The 17,034-nt window shown below is 55.5% G+C and carries 16 protein-coding genes and 1 pseudogene; 7 read left to right on the forward strand and 10 right to left on the reverse strand.

The window, feature by feature from the left end:
- Positions 1–214: 214 nt before the first annotated feature.
- Positions 215–2,134 (forward strand): annotated as a pseudogene (locus RGU70_RS07365) (propionate--CoA ligase); the annotation flags it as partial.
- A 165-nt stretch (positions 2,135–2,299) separates the two neighbouring features.
- A complete protein-coding gene (locus tag RGU70_RS07370; RefSeq protein ID WP_322208743.1) occupies positions 2,300–2,569 on the forward strand; it encodes a hypothetical protein in 270 nt (89 codons plus the stop codon).
- On the opposite strand, the gene xth is transcribed toward RGU70_RS07370, so the two are convergent.
- From xth to RGU70_RS07390, 4 genes are all read right to left on the reverse strand, one after another.
- Positions 2,570–3,343 (reverse strand): exodeoxyribonuclease III, encoded by a 774-nt coding sequence (gene xth / locus RGU70_RS07375; RefSeq protein ID WP_322208744.1) that lies wholly within the window; start codon positions 3,341–3,343, stop codon positions 2,570–2,572. It abuts the gene before it with no gap.
- Between the two features lie 297 nt (positions 3,344–3,640).
- The gene (locus tag RGU70_RS07380) at positions 3,641–3,895 is read right to left on the reverse strand and encodes a helix-turn-helix transcriptional regulator (protein WP_322208745.1); all 255 of its coding nucleotides are present in this window, start codon (positions 3,893–3,895) and stop codon (positions 3,641–3,643) included.
- Positions 3,896–3,995: 100 nt separating this feature from the next.
- On the reverse strand, positions 3,996–4,598 hold the full coding sequence (locus tag RGU70_RS07385; protein WP_322208746.1) for a nucleotidyl transferase AbiEii/AbiGii toxin family protein: 603 nt from the start codon (positions 4,596–4,598) through the stop codon (positions 3,996–3,998).
- Positions 4,591–5,187 (reverse strand): DUF6088 family protein, encoded by a 597-nt coding sequence (locus tag RGU70_RS07390; RefSeq protein ID WP_322210736.1) that lies wholly within the window; start codon positions 5,185–5,187, stop codon positions 4,591–4,593. Before RGU70_RS07390 ends, RGU70_RS07385 begins: the two co-directional genes overlap by 8 nt.
- Before the next feature lie 406 nt (positions 5,188–5,593).
- Between RGU70_RS07390 and RGU70_RS07395 the strand changes: the two genes are divergently transcribed.
- Entirely contained in the window at positions 5,594–5,938 is a 345-nt protein-coding gene (locus tag RGU70_RS07395; RefSeq protein ID WP_322208747.1) for a type II toxin-antitoxin system RelE/ParE family toxin, read from the forward strand.
- Positions 5,935–6,267: a helix-turn-helix domain-containing protein gene (locus RGU70_RS07400; RefSeq protein WP_322208748.1), complete on the forward strand. Its 333-nt coding sequence runs from the start codon at positions 5,935–5,937 to the stop codon at positions 6,265–6,267. Before RGU70_RS07395 ends, RGU70_RS07400 begins: the two co-directional genes overlap by 4 nt.
- A 422-nt stretch (positions 6,268–6,689) precedes the next feature.
- Here RGU70_RS07400 and RGU70_RS07405 read toward each other — a convergent pair whose 3' ends face one another.
- From RGU70_RS07405 to RGU70_RS07420, 4 genes are all read right to left on the reverse strand, one after another.
- Positions 6,690–7,544, reverse strand: coding sequence for a tyrosine-type recombinase/integrase (locus RGU70_RS07405; RefSeq protein ID WP_416186555.1), 855 nt, complete (start codon positions 7,542–7,544; stop codon positions 6,690–6,692).
- A 289-nt stretch (positions 7,545–7,833) separates the two neighbouring features.
- The gene (locus RGU70_RS07410) at positions 7,834–8,175 is read right to left on the reverse strand and encodes a hypothetical protein (RefSeq protein WP_322208750.1); all 342 of its coding nucleotides are present in this window, start codon (positions 8,173–8,175) and stop codon (positions 7,834–7,836) included.
- Positions 8,176–8,424: 249 nt separating this feature from the next.
- Positions 8,425–9,615 (reverse strand): acetylornithine deacetylase, encoded by a 1,191-nt coding sequence (gene argE, locus RGU70_RS07415; protein ID WP_322208751.1) that lies wholly within the window; start codon positions 9,613–9,615, stop codon positions 8,425–8,427.
- Positions 9,616–9,771: 156 nt separating this feature from the next.
- A complete protein-coding gene (locus RGU70_RS07420) occupies positions 9,772–11,064 on the reverse strand; it encodes an MFS transporter (RefSeq protein ID WP_322208752.1) in 1,293 nt (430 codons plus the stop codon).
- A 174-nt stretch (positions 11,065–11,238) separates the two neighbouring features.
- Between RGU70_RS07420 and RGU70_RS07425 the strand changes: the two genes are divergently transcribed.
- Entirely contained in the window at positions 11,239–12,165 is a 927-nt protein-coding gene (locus tag RGU70_RS07425) for a LysR family transcriptional regulator (protein ID WP_322208753.1), read from the forward strand.
- 166 nt (positions 12,166–12,331) lie between these two features.
- On the opposite strand, the gene RGU70_RS07430 is transcribed toward RGU70_RS07425, so the two are convergent.
- Positions 12,332–12,919: a DUF2889 domain-containing protein gene (locus RGU70_RS07430; protein ID WP_322208754.1), complete on the reverse strand. Its 588-nt coding sequence runs from the start codon at positions 12,917–12,919 to the stop codon at positions 12,332–12,334.
- Between the two features lie 248 nt (positions 12,920–13,167).
- Positions 13,168–14,802 carry a 3-(methylthio)propionyl-CoA ligase gene (locus tag RGU70_RS07435; protein ID WP_322208755.1) on the reverse strand — a complete coding sequence of 545 codons (1,635 nt, stop codon included), beginning with the start codon at positions 14,800–14,802 and terminating at the stop codon, positions 13,168–13,170.
- Between the two features lie 333 nt (positions 14,803–15,135).
- On the opposite strand from RGU70_RS07435, the gene RGU70_RS07440 reads away from it, so the two are divergent.
- Both RGU70_RS07440 and RGU70_RS07445 read left to right on the forward strand, forming a co-directional pair.
- Positions 15,136–16,326, forward strand: coding sequence for an amino acid aminotransferase (locus tag RGU70_RS07440; protein WP_322208756.1), 1,191 nt, complete (start codon positions 15,136–15,138; stop codon positions 16,324–16,326).
- Entirely contained in the window at positions 16,319–16,951 is a 633-nt protein-coding gene (locus RGU70_RS07445) for a YitT family protein (protein WP_322208757.1), read from the forward strand. The genes RGU70_RS07440 and RGU70_RS07445 overlap by 8 nt, the downstream gene beginning before the upstream one ends.
- Positions 16,952–17,034: the final 83 nt, after the last annotated feature.

Genomic DNA, 17,034 nt, shown 5'->3' on the forward strand with positions numbered 1-17,034 from the left:
TTATCGCGTCCTGTTTTTCAAAGCTTGCCCATGTTGCAGTGAAGATTTTTTCTTTGATCTTTTCAAAGATTTTATGTTGTTAAAAAGTATTTTCAGGTGGCTGTAAGTTCTCTCTGCGATAGTCAGATTGAGTTGTTCAATTATAAAAAATAATAAAAATTCCTGGCGCAACAAGTTGCGCTACGCATGCTTGAAATAACAATGCGCCTTCCGGCGTGCACAAGGAGACAGCATGAAATTTGCCGACCTGTATCGCGAGTCGATAGAACAACCCGATATTTTCTGGGCGCGTGAAGCGCGTCGCATCGAATGGCAAACGCCATTCACCCAAACGCTGGACGACAGCCATCCGCCGTTCAATAAATGGTTTGTCGGCGGCACTACCAATCTTTGTCACAACGCAGTGGATCGCCATTTGGCCGCACGCGGCGATCAGCCCGCGCTGATTGCGGTATCGACCGAAACCGGCACCGAACTCACTTACACTTTTTCGCAGCTGCATGAGGAAGTCAATTACATGGCGGCCTGCATGCAGACGCTGGGAGTACTTCAGGGCGATCGTGTGTTGATCTACATGCCGATGATTGCCGAAGCGGTGTTTGCGATGCTGGCCTGCGCCCGCATTGGCGCGGTGCATTCGGTGGTGTTCGGTGGTTTCGCTGCGAACAGTCTCGCGACTCGCATCGACGATGCGCAGCCGGTGCTGATTGTTTCCGCCGATGCCGGTTCGCGCGGCGGCAAGGTCATGCCATATAAGCACCTGCTGGATGAGGCGATTCATCTCGCGGCCCACAAACCCGCTCACGTCCTGATGGTCAACCGCGGCCTCGCGCCGAGCGCGATGATGGCCGGGCGCGATGTCGGTTATGCGGAATTGCGGCAGCAACATTTGCAGTCGAAAGTCGCCGTGACCTGGCTGGAATCGAATGCGCCTTCCTATATTTTGTATACCTCCGGCACGACCGGCAAACCCAAGGGCGTGCTGCGCGATGTCGGCGGCTATGCGGTGGCGCTGGCGACTTCAATGGATTATCAGTTTTGCGGCAATCCCGGCGAAACGTTTTTTTGCACTTCCGATATCGGCTGGGTAGTCGGTCACTCCTATATCGTCTATGGCCCCTTGATTGCCGGCATGGCGACGATCCTGTACGAGGGCTTGCCGATTCGTCCCGATGGCGGCGTGTGGTGGAGCCTGGTCGAAAAATACAAAGTAACGCGCATGTCGTCCGCACCGACGGCGATTCGCGTGCTGAAAAAACAGCCGCCGGAACTGCTCAAGAAATACGATCTGTCCTCGCTCAAGGCCCTGTATCTGGCCGGTGAGCCGCTTGATGAAACCACTTCGCAATGGATTTCCGGAGAACTCGGTATTCCGGTGATCGACAATTACTGGCAGACCGAAACCGGCTGGCCGGTGTTGTCCATCGCTAAAAATATCGAAGACCTGCCGAGTAAACTGGGCAGCCCTGGTTTGGCTCTGTACGGTTATAAAGTGCGGATCATCGACGAAGCCACAGGCACCGTCTGCGCCCCGAATACAAAGGGCGTGGTCGCCATCGAAGGCCCGCTGCCACCCGGTTTCATGCAAACCATTTACGGTGATGATGAGCGCTTCGTCAACACCTACTGGTCGAATTTCGCTACGCCGATGTACTCCACTTTTGATTGGGGCATCTGCGATGAGGACGGCTACTACTTCATTCTCGGGCGTACCGACGATGTGATCAATGTCGCCGGTCATCGGCTTGGAACGCGGGAAATCGAAGAAAGCATTTCCAGTCATCCGAATGTTTCAGAGGTGGCAGTGGTGGGTGTGGAAGACCCATTGAAAGGGCAGGCTGCCGTGGCCTTTGTGATTGTGAAAAACACGGAGGGACAGAACCTCGATACCAGCGCCGGACGCAAGCTGCTGGCGACGGACATCATGGGCGTAGTGGACCGGCATCTGGGCGCGGTGGGTCGGCCATCGGCGGTGTATTTTGTGAGCGCGCTGCCGAAAACCCGTTCCGGTAAATTGCTGCGCCGTTCTATTCAGGCTATTTGCGAAGGACGCGATCCCGGCGACCTGACGACGATTGAAGACCCGGCTTCGCTACAACAAATCCGCACGGCAATTGAGGTGGAGCGCGGCTGAGGCGGGATTGTTGTTGAGTTGTTGTCGGCTTGTTTTTGCGTTATTGCTGCATTGTTGGCAAGGCATCGTTTGTATTTGTCGTTTGTGTTTGTCGTTTGCGTTGCACCCAGCGCAGGGCAGGGCATTTGGTTACACTAGTCCCTTTGCACGTATGAGGAACCTTCTATGAGATCGACCCGTGCCACCGCCGCCGTTGAGCGTTTAAATACCCGCAGCGGCGTGCGGCAATACACCATGCTGAAAACCGCCGACGACCGTTTTCTTCTGGCGCGACGCGAAGCCGGTCAGCCGTCTGAGAAATTGTGTGAAGCGCTGGAGCTGGATGCCTTCGTTGTTTTTGTCAACGGTTGCGGCCCGCAAGCGGTCCGGCGCGTGACCAAAAATGATGTGGCGTTTGAAAAGCAACTGAGCCCGAAGTCAACTTCCAAGCCCTGATCAGGCAGCCGCTTCCAGCGTGGCGATGACCGGTGCGTGATCCGACGGTTGTTCCCACTTGCGTGGCAGCTTGTCGATGACGCAGCCGGTGCAGCGTGCCGCCAGCGGCGGCGACAGCAGAATGTGATCGATCCGCATGCCGCGGTTCAGACGGAAGCCCATCTGCCGGTAATCCCACCAGCTAAACAGTTTGTCGGCCTGTTCAAACAGGCGAAACGAATCTTTTAACTCCAGATCCTGCAAGCGCACGAAAGCGGCGCGTTCTTGCGGCGAGACTAAATTTTGTCCCACCCATTTTGCCGGATCGTAGACGTCGCGGTCTTCCGGTGCGATGTTGTAATCGCCCAGCAAGGCCAGTTGCGGGTGCTGCGCCTGTTCTCCCTTGAGCCAGTCGTGCAGCGCATCGAGCCAGCGCAGTTTGTAGTGGAACTTGTCGGTATCCGGTGCCTGCCCGTTAGGAATGTAGGCACAGACAATGCGCATTCCTTCAATGGTGGCGGCTAACACACGCTGCTGCTCATCCTCGAATCCCGGAATATTTTTGACCACGTCGCGAATCGGATGCCGCGACAGAATCGCCACGCCGTTATAAGTTTTTTGCCCGGAGAAGGCGACCTGATAGCCGGCCGCATTGATTTCAGCGACGGGGAATTTGTCGTCCGTCATCTTGGTTTCCTGCAAACACAGCACATCGACCGGGTTGGTCTCCAGCCATTGCAACACTTGCGGCAGGCGGACTTTGAGGGAGTTGACGTTCCAGGTGGCAATTTTCATTATTGAAGTAAGTAATTGATTATATTGAATTTAATTTTCTTGTTCTTTGATGGTACCCCCACGCATACCCCCAAATGAATTTGATCTGAAACACAGCTTATCGAGTGGGTTCCGGCTTGCGCGACGCACGCCGGCTGCTACAGATACGTACCACGATTTTCTCAGCGCAACGATGCCGGGTGAGTCTTCGGGGCGCGCTTGTGGCTCTATGTGTCGCATTATCCCATCATCACATCGCAATCGTGTACGAATCCAGTACAAGGCTGGCCGCTTGGGCGGTAAGCCAATTTCAGTCGATCACGTGTTGAGTGGGGCAATCGCGATCGAATAGCCTGCCGGATCATCGATCCAGGCTTGTAACGCTGTCGGCGTCCAGCCGCATGCCCGTCCCCCGAGGTGAACGGGTGGCGGGAATTTCCCTTCTGCAATGCGTCGGTACAAGGTGGCGCGGCTTAACGCAGTAATGCGTATCACGTCGACCATGCGGAAGAATGCCGGGGCTACCATCGGTATGTTACGGCCGTAGTTGTCGGCAGGTTGTGCGAGAGGCATGGCGAATCCTGAGAAAGTGACCATGCCCTCAGATTGACTCAGAAGGTCTCGACTGGAAACTCACGTAGGCGTAGTGTGGCGAAGCCAGCCAGCGTATTTTTCATTTCTTCGAATGAACTGGTTCTGGTGTATCCGAATCGCTCACATGATTCATCGGCTTGGCATGGATGATCAGGGGGCTGGATTGGCCTGACCGACTGGATCGCTTGAACACTCGATCACGCTCCATGAACGCTTCCAGCATGTGTGGGATTAGCGTGGTGGTGTCGATGGGCTCGCCCTCGGCCCGCACGGTTGCCGGCAAGCCGTTTTGCTCAAGATCGTGTTTGAGGCGCGGCACGATCTCGGCGCCGACCCAGTCCGACAGGCGCGCACGAATCTCCTTGCTCCACTTTTTCTCCTGGCTCTTGCTGGCTGGCAGCGGCGCATTCGCTTCACCCACCAGATCGGCGGCGATGGCACGGATGTCGTAAGTCAGGTCCACGTCTTCGGAGAAGCGCCTGATGACGCCATAGGCCTTCGACAAGGACGTGCCACCCTTGAATACCAAGTGGTCAGCGTAAGGGTCGGCAAAGAGGTGCCGCAGCGACCAGACTACCCAGATGTTTTTTTCCAGCAGATGGGGCAGTAGGCCCGACGTGTTCGCTGCGAGGTCAAGCGCCTCCAGGCGTTCGGCGGTGGAGAGCTGGAAGAATTCAGCCATAGGCCACCAGGGCGCTGATTTCTTGGGCCATCCACGTCGGCAGGCGCGACCGCGCCGACACGACTTCTTTCAGTTCGGACGGTGGCAGTTTGGCGCGCAGCTTCTGGATCGCTTCCCCGGCTTTTTCCGGGCCTAGCCAAGCCAGTGCCCGCACCACCTCGCCCGCAGCTCGCCCAGGAAAAATCAGTTGCCAAATTGGCGCGTGTCGGAACTCGATCATCTGCGCACCCAATTTTAAGCGGCGGCTGGGGCCGGACGTGAGATAGACCGCTCGCATTGGCACCTGCGTGGTCAGGCCTAGCGCGTTGGCGGCGGCGGCACCGTGCGGCACGATGGTTTCCCCGCGCTGGTTCGCCAAGCCTTCGACCATCTTGACGGCCGACGGTGCGCGGGTGCCGAAGCGGCTTTCGACGGGCAGGACATAGATGCCGCGACCGGCGCGCAATAGGGTGCCGCGCTGCACCAAACGGGACAATACTTGATCCACCGCTGCGCGACTGCCCAGATGCAGTAGTTCTTTGGCGACCAAAGGCGTACCTTCCGGCGCTCCGGTGGCGTGTTCCAAGACTTGTTTGGCGAGGGTCTGCATGGCGATATCTCCTGACTGGAAGAAGTGTGACGTTATTTCTGACACTTTTTAAGTCCCAAAGCTCGGGAGAGTAAAGTCGAACGGAAAACAGCAAGACCACCCCACATACTCCACTGTCTTAATGGCAAGCGGAGCGCGCAGGACGGAAGGGTCGTAGGGGTCAGGGATCAATGCTGAATGGTTGTGACTAGGCACGAGGTGCGTGGCAACGTCATATTAAAGTCACATGATCCTAATTCGGTGTGATGCGCCTGTGGAGCTTTTTTCATCAACAGCTTCTAGCCGCTAAAACACCATGCCGCATACCTTTGATTCTTGGCGCTGGTCTCTTACAATCTAATGTTGAGTTAGCAGATGTTGACTCGTTCAATTTCAGAGTATAAAATTTTATACGTAGCGTGTCTTTATGAACCGGGAAAAAGAGATTCAGTGGGTCGGATCAGCCTATGATGATGTGCTTGCGTTTCCGGAGGAGCCGCGCAGGCAAGCGGGCTTTCAGTTGGGCAAGGTACAGGCAGGTATTGAACCAGACGACTGGAAGCCGTTCGACGATGTTGGAGCGGGTGCGAAAGAAATTCGTATTCGAGAAAGCAGTGGCATTTATCGCGTCATGTATGTCGCCAAATTCGAGGAAGCCCTTTATGTGTTGCACTGTTTCCAGAAGAAGACTCAGGCAACCAGTAAGCACGATAAGGAAATTGCCGAGGCGCGTTATCGTGCCGTGATTAATGCAAGGAAAATGAAGACATGAAAATTGATACTGAAATTCGTCATGTAACGAAGCAGGGAGCAAATCTGTTCTTGGAGCTAGGGTTTTCGGTTGAGGAAGCCAAGCGTCTGCAGGCCGCTTCTCGAAAGCAGATCAATGACACGCATTTGTTGAAAGAGCAACTGATGTCTGAATTGGTCGAATGGATCGAACAGCACCATCTGAAGCAAGCTGAAGCTGCGGAGATACTGATGGTGTCCCGGCCGCGTGTATCAGATGTCGTGAATAAAAAAACAACCAAATTCACTATTGATACTTTGGTTGAGATGCTGAGTCGGATCGGTAAACCGGTGAAATTAGCCATCGGATAATACGGATTTATTTATTGTGGTGTCGACTTGCTCGACATTTCAACGTCCAAGAGAATATCGAAATGAGCAAGCTGCGTGCGCAGTTGGCTCGAGTTAAAAAGTAACGCGATAGTATAAAAGAGCCCGCGCCGTTTTGAACTCATAAAGTGCATTTAAAGAAAAGCATCCGCAGGAAACCAAAAATCCTTTTTTTGTCCATAATTTCTATCAGCGAAATGGTTCGTTGCTTATAGGATATCCAGATGAAAAGTCCAATTGGAACAACAGCCCGTACCGGTCAAAAATATCCTGAAAGTGGCGTATGGGAATCGCAAGATACGCCGTCAACAACAGCACCCATTGCGCGAGGCAATACCATGCCACCGCATCGGGGAAAAGCTGTTACTTGGAAACTTATCTCCTACGCCTAAAATGTAGTTCGCTTATATCAGCGAGCGCATTGCTGCCACGATCATCGGCTCGGAACTTGCGCGTTCTTTTCGTAGCCGATCCAGATAGTCTGCCCACTGCTGGAGCATTGCGCGCCGCTCATCCTGGTATGCGTGGCGGTTGTAGGCTGCGCGGACCGCGTTTGCCGGCACGTGCGCCAGGCAGTGCTCGATCACGTCGATGTTCCCGCCGATGCTATTGAAATAGGTACTGAACGATGCTCGCATGCCGTGCGGCGTGCCTACACCGCTGAGTCCCAACCGCTCCATCAAGGCATTCAAGCTGCGGTTAGCCATCGGTCGGCGCGGGTCCACTCGGTTCGGGAACAGATACTCTCTGTCGGCTGGCACGAGGGCGCGCAAGCGGGTGAGTAACGCGACTGCTTGCGAGGACAGTGGAACCCAATGCACGCGTTTTGCCTTCATCCGTGCAGCCGGAATTTCCCACTTGGTACCGTCCAAATCTACTTCACCCCATCGGCCTTCGATGACTTCCGCCTTGCGGCAGGCAGTCAGAAGCACCAACAACATGGCGATGCGCGTTTCCTCGTTAATCTTGCCTGTGTTATCTAGCTTCAGCAGAAAATCGCCGATCTGCTTGTCGGACAGGGCTGGGTGGTTTTTCTGGTTGCGTTTCTTCATGACGCGCACGGGTGGCACGGGGTTGTTCTCGATCAGTCCAGAATCGATGGCGTACTCGAATATGCCCCACAAGTGATTGCGCAGATTGCGCGCCACCTCGGGCGCACGGTGCTCAACGCTTTTCAGCAGCGCGGTGAGTTCCAGGCGCGTGATGCTGCCGATCTGGCGACTTTTGAGCTTTATTGAAAATATTGATGTTTTATGAATTTTCGAGAAGTCATGAGATCGCTTGAAACATCAATGCTTAATTCCAGGTAGCGAGTTTCATTCTTTATTAATTTCTATTGTTAGTGGGCTTATCAGCGAGTTTTTCATTGTAAAAGGAAATCTGGCTGCAAGTCTGGCTTCAACTATTTAATGAGGCGGACGCACGTTGGGTCTGTCCATTCGCCTTAGTCACCAATGCCAACATCAGCCGGCTGTCGTCGCTGTCAACAAACCGGCAGATCATTCACTTTGCGCCCCAATTTTGTCATTGAAAGTGATTATTCCCACCTTAATTGTCAATAAGTCTGCGTATTTCATTCGGATGCAATAATTTGTGCTGGGTAATGTCGTCTGCAAAAGCATTGCATGCGGCCATCTGTTTCCAGGTAGCTGGGAAGCGAGCATAGTCAAATGCCGACGACCACGCCTGCGCCCGACTCATCGCCCGAAGAAATGGGACGGCCTCCGCATTTCTGGACAAGGCTTTGAGCGGCAACATACAGTCTTCGCGAAACGCAATAGGGATAATGATGAGCAAGCGCCCGCTTGGGTCAGATACCCGCTGCGCGTTCGCCTGGTCGTCGGCAGAGCTGAAAACGAGGGTGGCTAGGGTGTCAATATCTTTGCGCATTGGTGATTTCCCCCTCATTGTCAGCCTGATTTGTGCGGAGGGATATCCGAGACACGCTTACAGGGCGCGATGCGGCCAAGCGCGTTAAAGTCAGCGTAGCTCACTGAGCGCGTTTGATAGGTAAGGCAACCCGGATGAGCGAGTCTACAGGTCAGGTCAGGATTTTCTGGCCTGGCCCTGGTCCGTTTGTCTTATTTGTTCCGCTATCTATCTGACGTGAATCCGCTCAATGATTGATGCGACGCTTCTTTAAAAAGCAGTCGGCATCGGGTCCAGCAGACGCAGCATGAAGGCTTCGCATTGGGCAACCTGTTCCAGTGCAACGAATTCGTTAGGCCGATGCGCCTGTTCTATGCTGCCAGGGCCGCACACAATCGTCGGGATGCCCGCCAGCTGGAATAGCCCGGCTTCCGTGCCATAAGACACTGAGCCAGTCGTGTTGATGCGTGACAGCGACGCTGCCAATTGAGTGATGGCCTCATGCTCTTTGGTATTGAGGCCGGGTGCGGAGGCCAGCCATTCAAAGGCAATCTGCGCGTTCGGTTCCACTTGCCGCATCTCCGGCAGCAAATTGGCGGCGAAATCCTGCACTTCCTTGTACAGGCGTCCCGCGTCGGAACCCGGCATGGTGCGCGCTTCAAATTCAAAGATACATTCCTTAGGCACGATATTCGACGCCAGTCCACCCCGGATCAAACCGGTTTGCATCGTCGTGTAGGGAACGGTAAAGCCGTAATCGCGCGTTTCCAGTTGGGCAAACCGGTCTGCCATGTGGCGGATATAGGCAATGATGCGCGCTGCATATTCGATCGCGTTCACACCCATGTTGGTATAGCTGGAATGCGCTTCGCGCCCCGTGACGCAGCAGCGGAAACGATGGATGCCTTTATGCGCAATGATCGGTTGCATCGAGGTCGGTTCGCCGACGATGCAACCGGCCGGCTTCAGACCCAGTTCCTGCAAATCCTTAATCAGGCCCTGCACACCTATGCAGCCGACTTCTTCGTCATACGAAAAAGCGAAATGCAAAGGCATGTCCAGGTCCGCTGCCAGGAATTTCGGCGTCAATGCCAGTGCCGTGGCAATGAAACTCTTCATGTCCGCCGCGCCGCGGCCATACACCAGTCCATCCTTGATCGTGGCTTTGAACGGATCGGTATCCCAAGCCTGACCTTCCACCGGGACGACATCGGTATGCCCCGACAAAATCAGACCCGGCTTGCTGCCTTTGCCTAGCGTGGCGAACAGATTGGCTTTCTTGCCGGTAGCGTCGTAAGTCAGACGTGAACTCACGCCCATGCCGGCCAGGTAATCGCGTATCCATTCAATCATGCCCAGATTCGAATCGCGTGACACGGTGGGGAAGGCGATCAAGCGCTCGATCATGGAGACGACTTCGGGGGAAGGGCGGAGCAAGGCAGTTTTATCGGTATTGGGCATAGTGATTTTCTCGCCCGGAGCGATCCGGGCGATGGAGAGTAAATGACATTCAGGGAGTACTTAACAGGTATGACTGAAGAGCTATTACTGAAGAGCTATTACTGAGGAGATATTGCAAGGAAGCCCGGCACTTCCTTGCGCTAGTTCCGCGCCGGATTAAGGCAAGCGCAGTCGGTAGCGCGCTGCCAGCGTGGCAATCACACTGAGAAATGCGCCGGCGATCACATAGAAGGTGACGGCCAGTTTATTGTCCGTTACGGAGATCAGCCAGGTAATCGTCAGGCCGGCAAAACCGCCGAAAATCATTACCGCGATGTTATAGCTCAGCGACATGCCGGTACCGCGGATTTGTACCGGGAAGATGTCCGACAGCAGCGCTGGCATCGCGGCGAAATACATGGTCATCAGGATGCCGATAACGCCTTGTATCAGCAGCAGATTGAGAAAACTCGGATGCATGGACAGGTAGGCGAACAGCGGGTAGCTGACCAGCATGAACAAAATACTGCTTGCCAGCATGAACGGGGTTCTGCCGTACTTATCGGAGTAATGGCCGACGACTGGGGAGAACAGCATCATGATCACGCCCGCCAGCATCGTCGCCGAAAAGGAGGCAACCGAAGTCATGCCCAGTTGCTTGACCGCGTAAGTCGGCATGTAGATCACCAGATACACCGACACCGTGGCCATGATGACGCTGCCGGTACCGATCAGCAGGCGCTCTTTCTGGCTAGTGAAGATGTCGCGCAAAGGGGTTGCGGTGGTTTCTGCATTGGCAAATTCCGGTGATTCCTGAAGCTGTGTGCGGATGTAGTAGCCGACCGGGCCGATCAGCAAGCCGAAAAAGAACGGCAGACGCCATCCCCATGCTTCTATCTGCTCAGTAGTCAATTGCGACGACAACACAGCGCCGAATGCCGCTGCCAGCAGGATACTTACGCCCTGGCTGGCCACTTGCCAGCTGGAGAAAAATCCGCGTCGATGCGGGGCATGTTCCACCAGAAACGCCGTTGAGCTGCCGAATTCGCCGCCCGCCGAAAATCCCTGAATCAATCGTGCCAGCACAATCCCGGCCGGCGCCCACAGCCCAATCGAATTGTAGGTCGGCATGATTGCAATCAGCAGGGTGCCGACCATCATCAAGACGATAGACAGTGTTAACGCCGCTTTTCGGCCGACCCGGTCAGAGTAAGTGCCGATGATGATCGCGCCGAGCGGGCGCATGAAAAAAGAAACGCCGAAAGTGGCAAAGGTAATCAGCAGGGAAACCGTCGCATTTTGCGTCGGAAAAAATAATTTAGCGATCGTGACCGCAAAGGCGCCGTAAATCAGTACATCAAACCATTCCAGCGCATTGCCAATCGAGGAGGAAATAACGGCGCGCCATATTTGCGGGTGAGGCTTGTATGCGCTCGCGGCTGAAGCGGTGACGTCGATGCGATTATTCATTCGTAAATTTCCCTTTTTTGTTTTTGATCAGGCTTGTTTTTGTCTATGCCTAAACTTTATTTATATAGAAAAGAGGCTCTCTTCTCTGCTTTTTGTCTCTATGACGGAAAATATTAGTTCAGCATCGGCAAAAGATATAATAAATAATATTCACATAATGTATCAATATTATTTATGCAATTAAGTTTCAAGCAAATCCATTACTTTCTGGCCGCCGCCGAAACCGGGCAGTTTTCCGCTGCGGCTTCCAAGGCGCATGTCACGCAAACCGCGATTACCGCCTCCATCAAAGAGCTGGAGTCCGCGCTCGGGGTGCAGCTCTTCATTCGCCACCATGCTTCCGGGGTATCGCTGACCGTCGATGGACAGAAGTTCCTGCATCATGCGCACAATATCGCCGCAGCGGTCAATTCCGCCATTCATGATCCCGGCCTCATGCGGCAAGATGTAACCGGCGCGTTTCGCATCGGCGCGACCCATTCCATGCTCTCTTATTACGCCGTACCCGCCATCGCGCAGTTTGCCAAGGCCTATCCCCAAATCAAGCTGGATGTGATTGAACTGGAGCGTCCGGCTCTGGAGGCCGCGCTCTTGTCCGGCGAGATCGACATCGGGATTGCCTGGCTGGCCAATTTCGATGCGCCTGAAAAATTCGGCATGGTTCCTCTGACGCGTTCGCGTCGGCAATTGTGGCTGCCAGCGGCGCATCCGCTATTGAATAAGCGCAGCATCGCCTTGTCCGAAGTAGCCAACTTGCCTTATATCCTCTACGACATGGACGAAACACCGAAGAACACCCTGTTGTTTTGGGAGAAAGCCGGATTGCAGCCCAACATTCGCTATCGGGTGACGTCCATCGAGGCTGTGCGCAGTCTTGTTGCGCAGGGACTGGGCGTCTCTATCGTGTCCGATGTTTGTTACCGTCCGTTTTCGCTGGACGGATTGCGTATCGAACATCGTCCCCTGCTCGATTCCATGGCTTTTATCGAAATCGGACTGGCCTGGGATGCGACGCAGGAATTATCCGGCGCGGTGGAGGCGTTCAAGCTCTTCATGGAACTCACCTTCGGGGGACCCGGCTCCGGCGTCAAAGTCATCTAGAAACCGCTCACTAAGCGACTGCGCGATGCAATCTCGGGGCGGCAAGGATTCAAAATCGTCACCGTACTCAGGCACGGCTGCGCTTCTTGCCCTGCGCTTGCGGCGCTTGCTACGCTTACTGAGCGGTTTCGTTGCGGTAATGGGGGGCGTGTTTTGCGACGTTAAGTCAGGGCTTCACGTACCACCGTGGATGGTATTGGGCGACCAGTTCGCCGTTGGTGGCGAGGGCGTGGCAACCGTCCAGTTGGAACGGCTTTCGCGTCGGGTCCTGAACAGTGCGTCCCGACATGGTTTGCATGGCGACCGAGGCCATGCGTCCTATCATTTCGGAAATATGCGTGCAGCCGTTGATGCCGCGAAATAATTCGCTGGCCCGGGCGTTGAAGCCGGGGCCGATCTGCAGGCCTTTGAGGGCGGCGTAGGCGGGGGCGATTTTGTCGCAGGTGCCGGGATAGGGGACGGCATTGGATACGGCCTGCGCTTCCACAATCATGCGCTGGCTGTTGATGGTCATGTGCAAGTTCATGTCGTGAACGGCGGAGCCTGCAGGCCGAATGCTATGAAACACGTCGTGATCGACTTGCTTGGTATCGTTGATATTTGCTTCGATATCCCACAGTCCGTCGCTGCGTTCATAGCCGTCTATGCGGATGATGCGGGTGTGAATCAGCTTGCGTTCACAGGCGGGTGTGGCTGCTCCGGCTTGGGCCAAATCCAGGGGAGGTGCGTTCTCTTGCAGGTCTGGCGCAGGCATCGTTAATCCAATCATTAATCCGCAAGTCTATCTTTAATCGGTAAAGGCAGTAGGCGGGCAAGGATTCGGGCGCTCCTGCACTCCCGTTGAGGCGACTGGCCGTCCCAAGGAAAAAGCCGCGTATGGTCTGAAACAGCACCATGCCGCGGCTTTTTTTCTGCCAATCAATCTTTAGCGTGTGGGGGAATTCAATTCCTTGCGGGTGGCGTCCAGCAAGTCCTTAGCTATCCCGGCAGCGCTTTCTGCATTCACACCTTCGGCCAGAGATGTTCGCGAAAGTCGGCGCGCAACGCGGTTTTCAATAATTTTCCTGTGGCCGTGTGCGGTAATTGATCGACGAAGACCACATCGTCAGGGATAGACCATTTCGCCACTTTGCCTTCGAAATAGCTGAGCAGCTCGCGTCGTTCGACTTCCATGCCCGCCTTGCGCACCGCAACCAGCAAGGGCCGTTCCCCCCATTTTTCGTGATAGATGCCGACCGCCGCCGCTTCGCTGATGGCCGGATGCGCGACGGCGACATTTTCCAGTTCGATCGAGCTGATCCATTCCCCGCCGGATTTAATAACATCCTTGGAGCGGTCGGTAATGTGCATGAAGCCGTCGGCGTCGAGGGTGGCCACGTCGCCGGTCGGAAACCAGCCATCGCGCAGGGCGTCGCGGTTTTCCGCGCCGAAATAGCCGCCGGCAATCCAGGCGCCGCGGATCATCAGTTCGCCGAACGCCACGCCGTTTTTGGGCAGGGGAACGTGGTTTTCATCGACGATTTTCAATTCCACGCCGAACAAAGGACGGCCTTGTTTCGCCAGCAAGGCGTTGCTGGCCGCGACCGGCAGGCTGCCATGTTTGCTCTTGAGTTTGCTGACGGTGGAGAGCGGACTGGTTTCTGTCATGCCCCAGGCGTGGATGGGCTCGACTCCCAGCGCCTGCATGGTCTGGATCAGCGAGGGCGGGCAGGCCGCGCCGCCGATCACCACCCGTTGCAGACTGCTTAAACGCACATTGTTATTTTGCAGATGGGCAATGAGTCCAAACCAGATGGTCGGCACTCCGGCGCTGATGGTCACTTGTTCCGCCTCACAGACGCGATGCAGGCTGGCACCGTCGAGATTGGAGCCGGGCAGTACCAGCTTGGCTCCCATGGCGGGCGCGCAATACGGCATGCCCCACGCCATCACATGGAACATAGGAGAAACCGGCATGACGGTATCACGCGCCGAAATATTGAAGGCATCCGGCAGCGCCGCTGTGATCGCATGCAGGACGCTGCTGCGGTGGCTGTACAGCACGCCCTTGGGATTGCCGGTGGTGCCGGAGGTGTAGCACAGACCGGACGCGGTGTTTTCATCAAGCGCGGGCCAGTCGTATTGGTCGGACTGGGACTCGATCAGTTGTTCGTAATTGAGGTAGCTCACTCCCGAGGCCGATGCAGCGGGCGTGGCTTCCGGCAGGGTGTCCGATAAAACAATCCACTCTTTGACGCCTTGGCACAAGGGAATCAGATCTTCGACCAGCTTCAGGAAGGAGGTGTCAAAAAAGATCAGCTGATCGTCGGCGTGATTGATGATGTAGGCGATTTGCGAGAGGAACAGGCGCGGGTTGATGGTATGGCAAACCGCGCCCGAGCCGGAGATGGCGTAATACAGTTCCAGATGCCGGTAGCCGTTCCAGGCCAGCGTACCGATGCGGTCGCCGGTCTTGCAGCCCTGCGCCGTCAGCGCGTTGGCCAGCATGCGGGAACGGCGGTGGGCATCGGCATAGGTGTATTCGTGGCGGGTGCCATCGCTGGCGTAGGAAACGATGGCGGTATCGCCGTGATTGGTATCGGCATGGCGGATGATTGAGGAAATCAGCAGCGGGTAATTCATCATCAGGCAAGTCAAGGAGGTCTCCTTTGTTTTTAATTATGAGGACTACGCACATGGACGCCGGCGTTGTGTGTAAATCCCGGTTATGTTGGTGCTAAGGCGTATTGAATATAGTCGGATATGCGGTACTTGTCAGGCTGTTTCGATTCGTCGGGCGTGGTATGGTCTTTTGATCTTTCCTGCCGGAATCTGCCTGGTATCTGATTGCCATTTTTCATTTGCCATTTTCGTTGAAAACAATACATTTTGAAGCTCTACATTTAACCGGTACTTGCTTTGTCAGCCATTACGCCTGATGGTGAATCCCATCGGTGCAGGCTGGAAGTCAGTGCCCTTTCAAGGATAGTGATGTTTGCCCATTTACCCCCCTACGCTGGTGACCCGATTCTGGGCTTGATGGATGTCTACCGGCGCGATCCACGGCCTGAAAAAGCCAATCTCGGCATCGGTATTTATACCGACGAAAACGGCGTCGTTCCTATTTTGCCCTCGGTGCTGGCGGTCAGTGCCGAGCTGCAAGCAGCCGCTGCACCCTATACCTACCTGCCGATGGAGGGGCTGGCCAGCTACCGGCAGGCGGTGGCCGAGTTGATTTTTGGCGATGCGCTGCCGGATGAAGCGCATCTGGCCGTGGTGCAAACGCCGGGCGGTTCCGGGGCGCTCAAAGTAGGGGCCGATTTCCTGCATCGTTTCTTCCCGACCATGCCGGTCTGGATTCCCGATCCCACCTGGGACAATCACATCGGCATTTTCGAAGGCGCTGGTGTGGAGGTGCAGCGCTATCCTTATTACGATGCCGCCACCGGCGCGCTGGCTTTTGACAAGATGCTGGACTGCTTCGACCGGCTGGCTCCCGGCACGCTCGTCCTGCTCCATCCTTGCTGCCATAACCCCACCGGCATCGATCCCGATCGGGCGCAATGGACGCAGATCATCGACCTGCTCGAACGGCGTCGCTTGCTGCCGTTTTTCGATCTGGCCTATCAGGGTTTTGCTGAGAATCTGGAGCAGGATGTCTGGCCGGTGAGGGAATGCGTACGGCGCGGCATGAATTTCTTGCTGGCCAATTCGTTTTCCAAGATTTTCTCGCTGTATGGCGAACGCTGCGGCGCGCTCAGTGTGTTTTGCCCCGCCGACGGACAAGCGACGAATGTACTGGGACAACTGAAGCAGTCTATCCGCCGCAATTATTCCAGTCCCCCTATGCATGGGGCAATGATCGTCAGCCATATCCTGCACCATCCCGAGCTGCGGCGGCAGTGGGAGGGCGAAGTTGCGCACATGCGCGAGCGCATCCGACACATGCGTGTGGCCTTGCATGCCGGTTTGTCGGCAGCCTTGCCGGATCGCGATGTCGGCTTTCTGCTCCGGCAAAACGGCATGTTCGGCTATACCGGCTTGTCTGAGCAGCAGGTCGAGCGCTTGCGTGAGCGGCATGCGGTGTATGCGATAGCGACGGGCAGAATTTGTCTGGCGGGCGTCAATCAGGGCAATCTGGCGCACGTCTGCGCGGCGCTGGCCGAGGTGATGCATGCCTGATGTCCATCAGGTATCGGCAGGATCGGCAGCGGCGGCAAAGCACGCCCTTTACGAAGATGTGTTCGCTATGCTGACCGGCACCCTGTTCATTTCTCTGGGGGTGCACATGTACAGCACCGTCGGTCTGCTGACGGGCGGTACTGCCGGGCTGGCGTTTCTGGTGCATTACCTCAGCGGCATCGGCTTTGGTCCGGTATTTTTCCTGGTGAATGTGCCGTTCTTTTACTTTTCACTGCGCAGCATGGGCTGGCGCTTCACAGGCAAAACGATCGCTTCGGTGATGCTGGTGTCCGGGTGGTCGATGCTGCATCCGCATTTCATCCGCTACGACATGCTTAATCTGTTTTATTGCGCGATTCTGGGCGGCTTGCTGATGGGCGCGGGCTTTGTGGTGTTGTTCCGCCATAGCGCCAGTCTGGGTGGCGTCAATGTGGCGGCGCTATTTTTACAGGAGCGTTACGGGATGAGCGCAGGCAAGCTGCAAATGGGCGTCGATCTGGCGATTGTTCTGGCCTCGCTGTTCGTGGTCAAACCTTCGGTGCTGCTGGCTTCAGTGCTGGGGGCGATTGCCCTCAATCTGGTCATCCTGCTCAACCATCGTCCCGGTCGCTACGCCGGGATGTGAATGAGGGAACGATGCGCGGAGGACTGCATTTTCGTCGCCGGATACGTTTCTTAATCAGAACTTACGCAAAAGGCCGCTGGCGT

The sequence above is a fragment of the Herbaspirillum sp. RTI4 genome (genome assembly GCF_034313965.1).
Classification (GTDB): Bacteria; Pseudomonadota; Gammaproteobacteria; order Burkholderiales; family Burkholderiaceae_D; genus Herbaspirillum.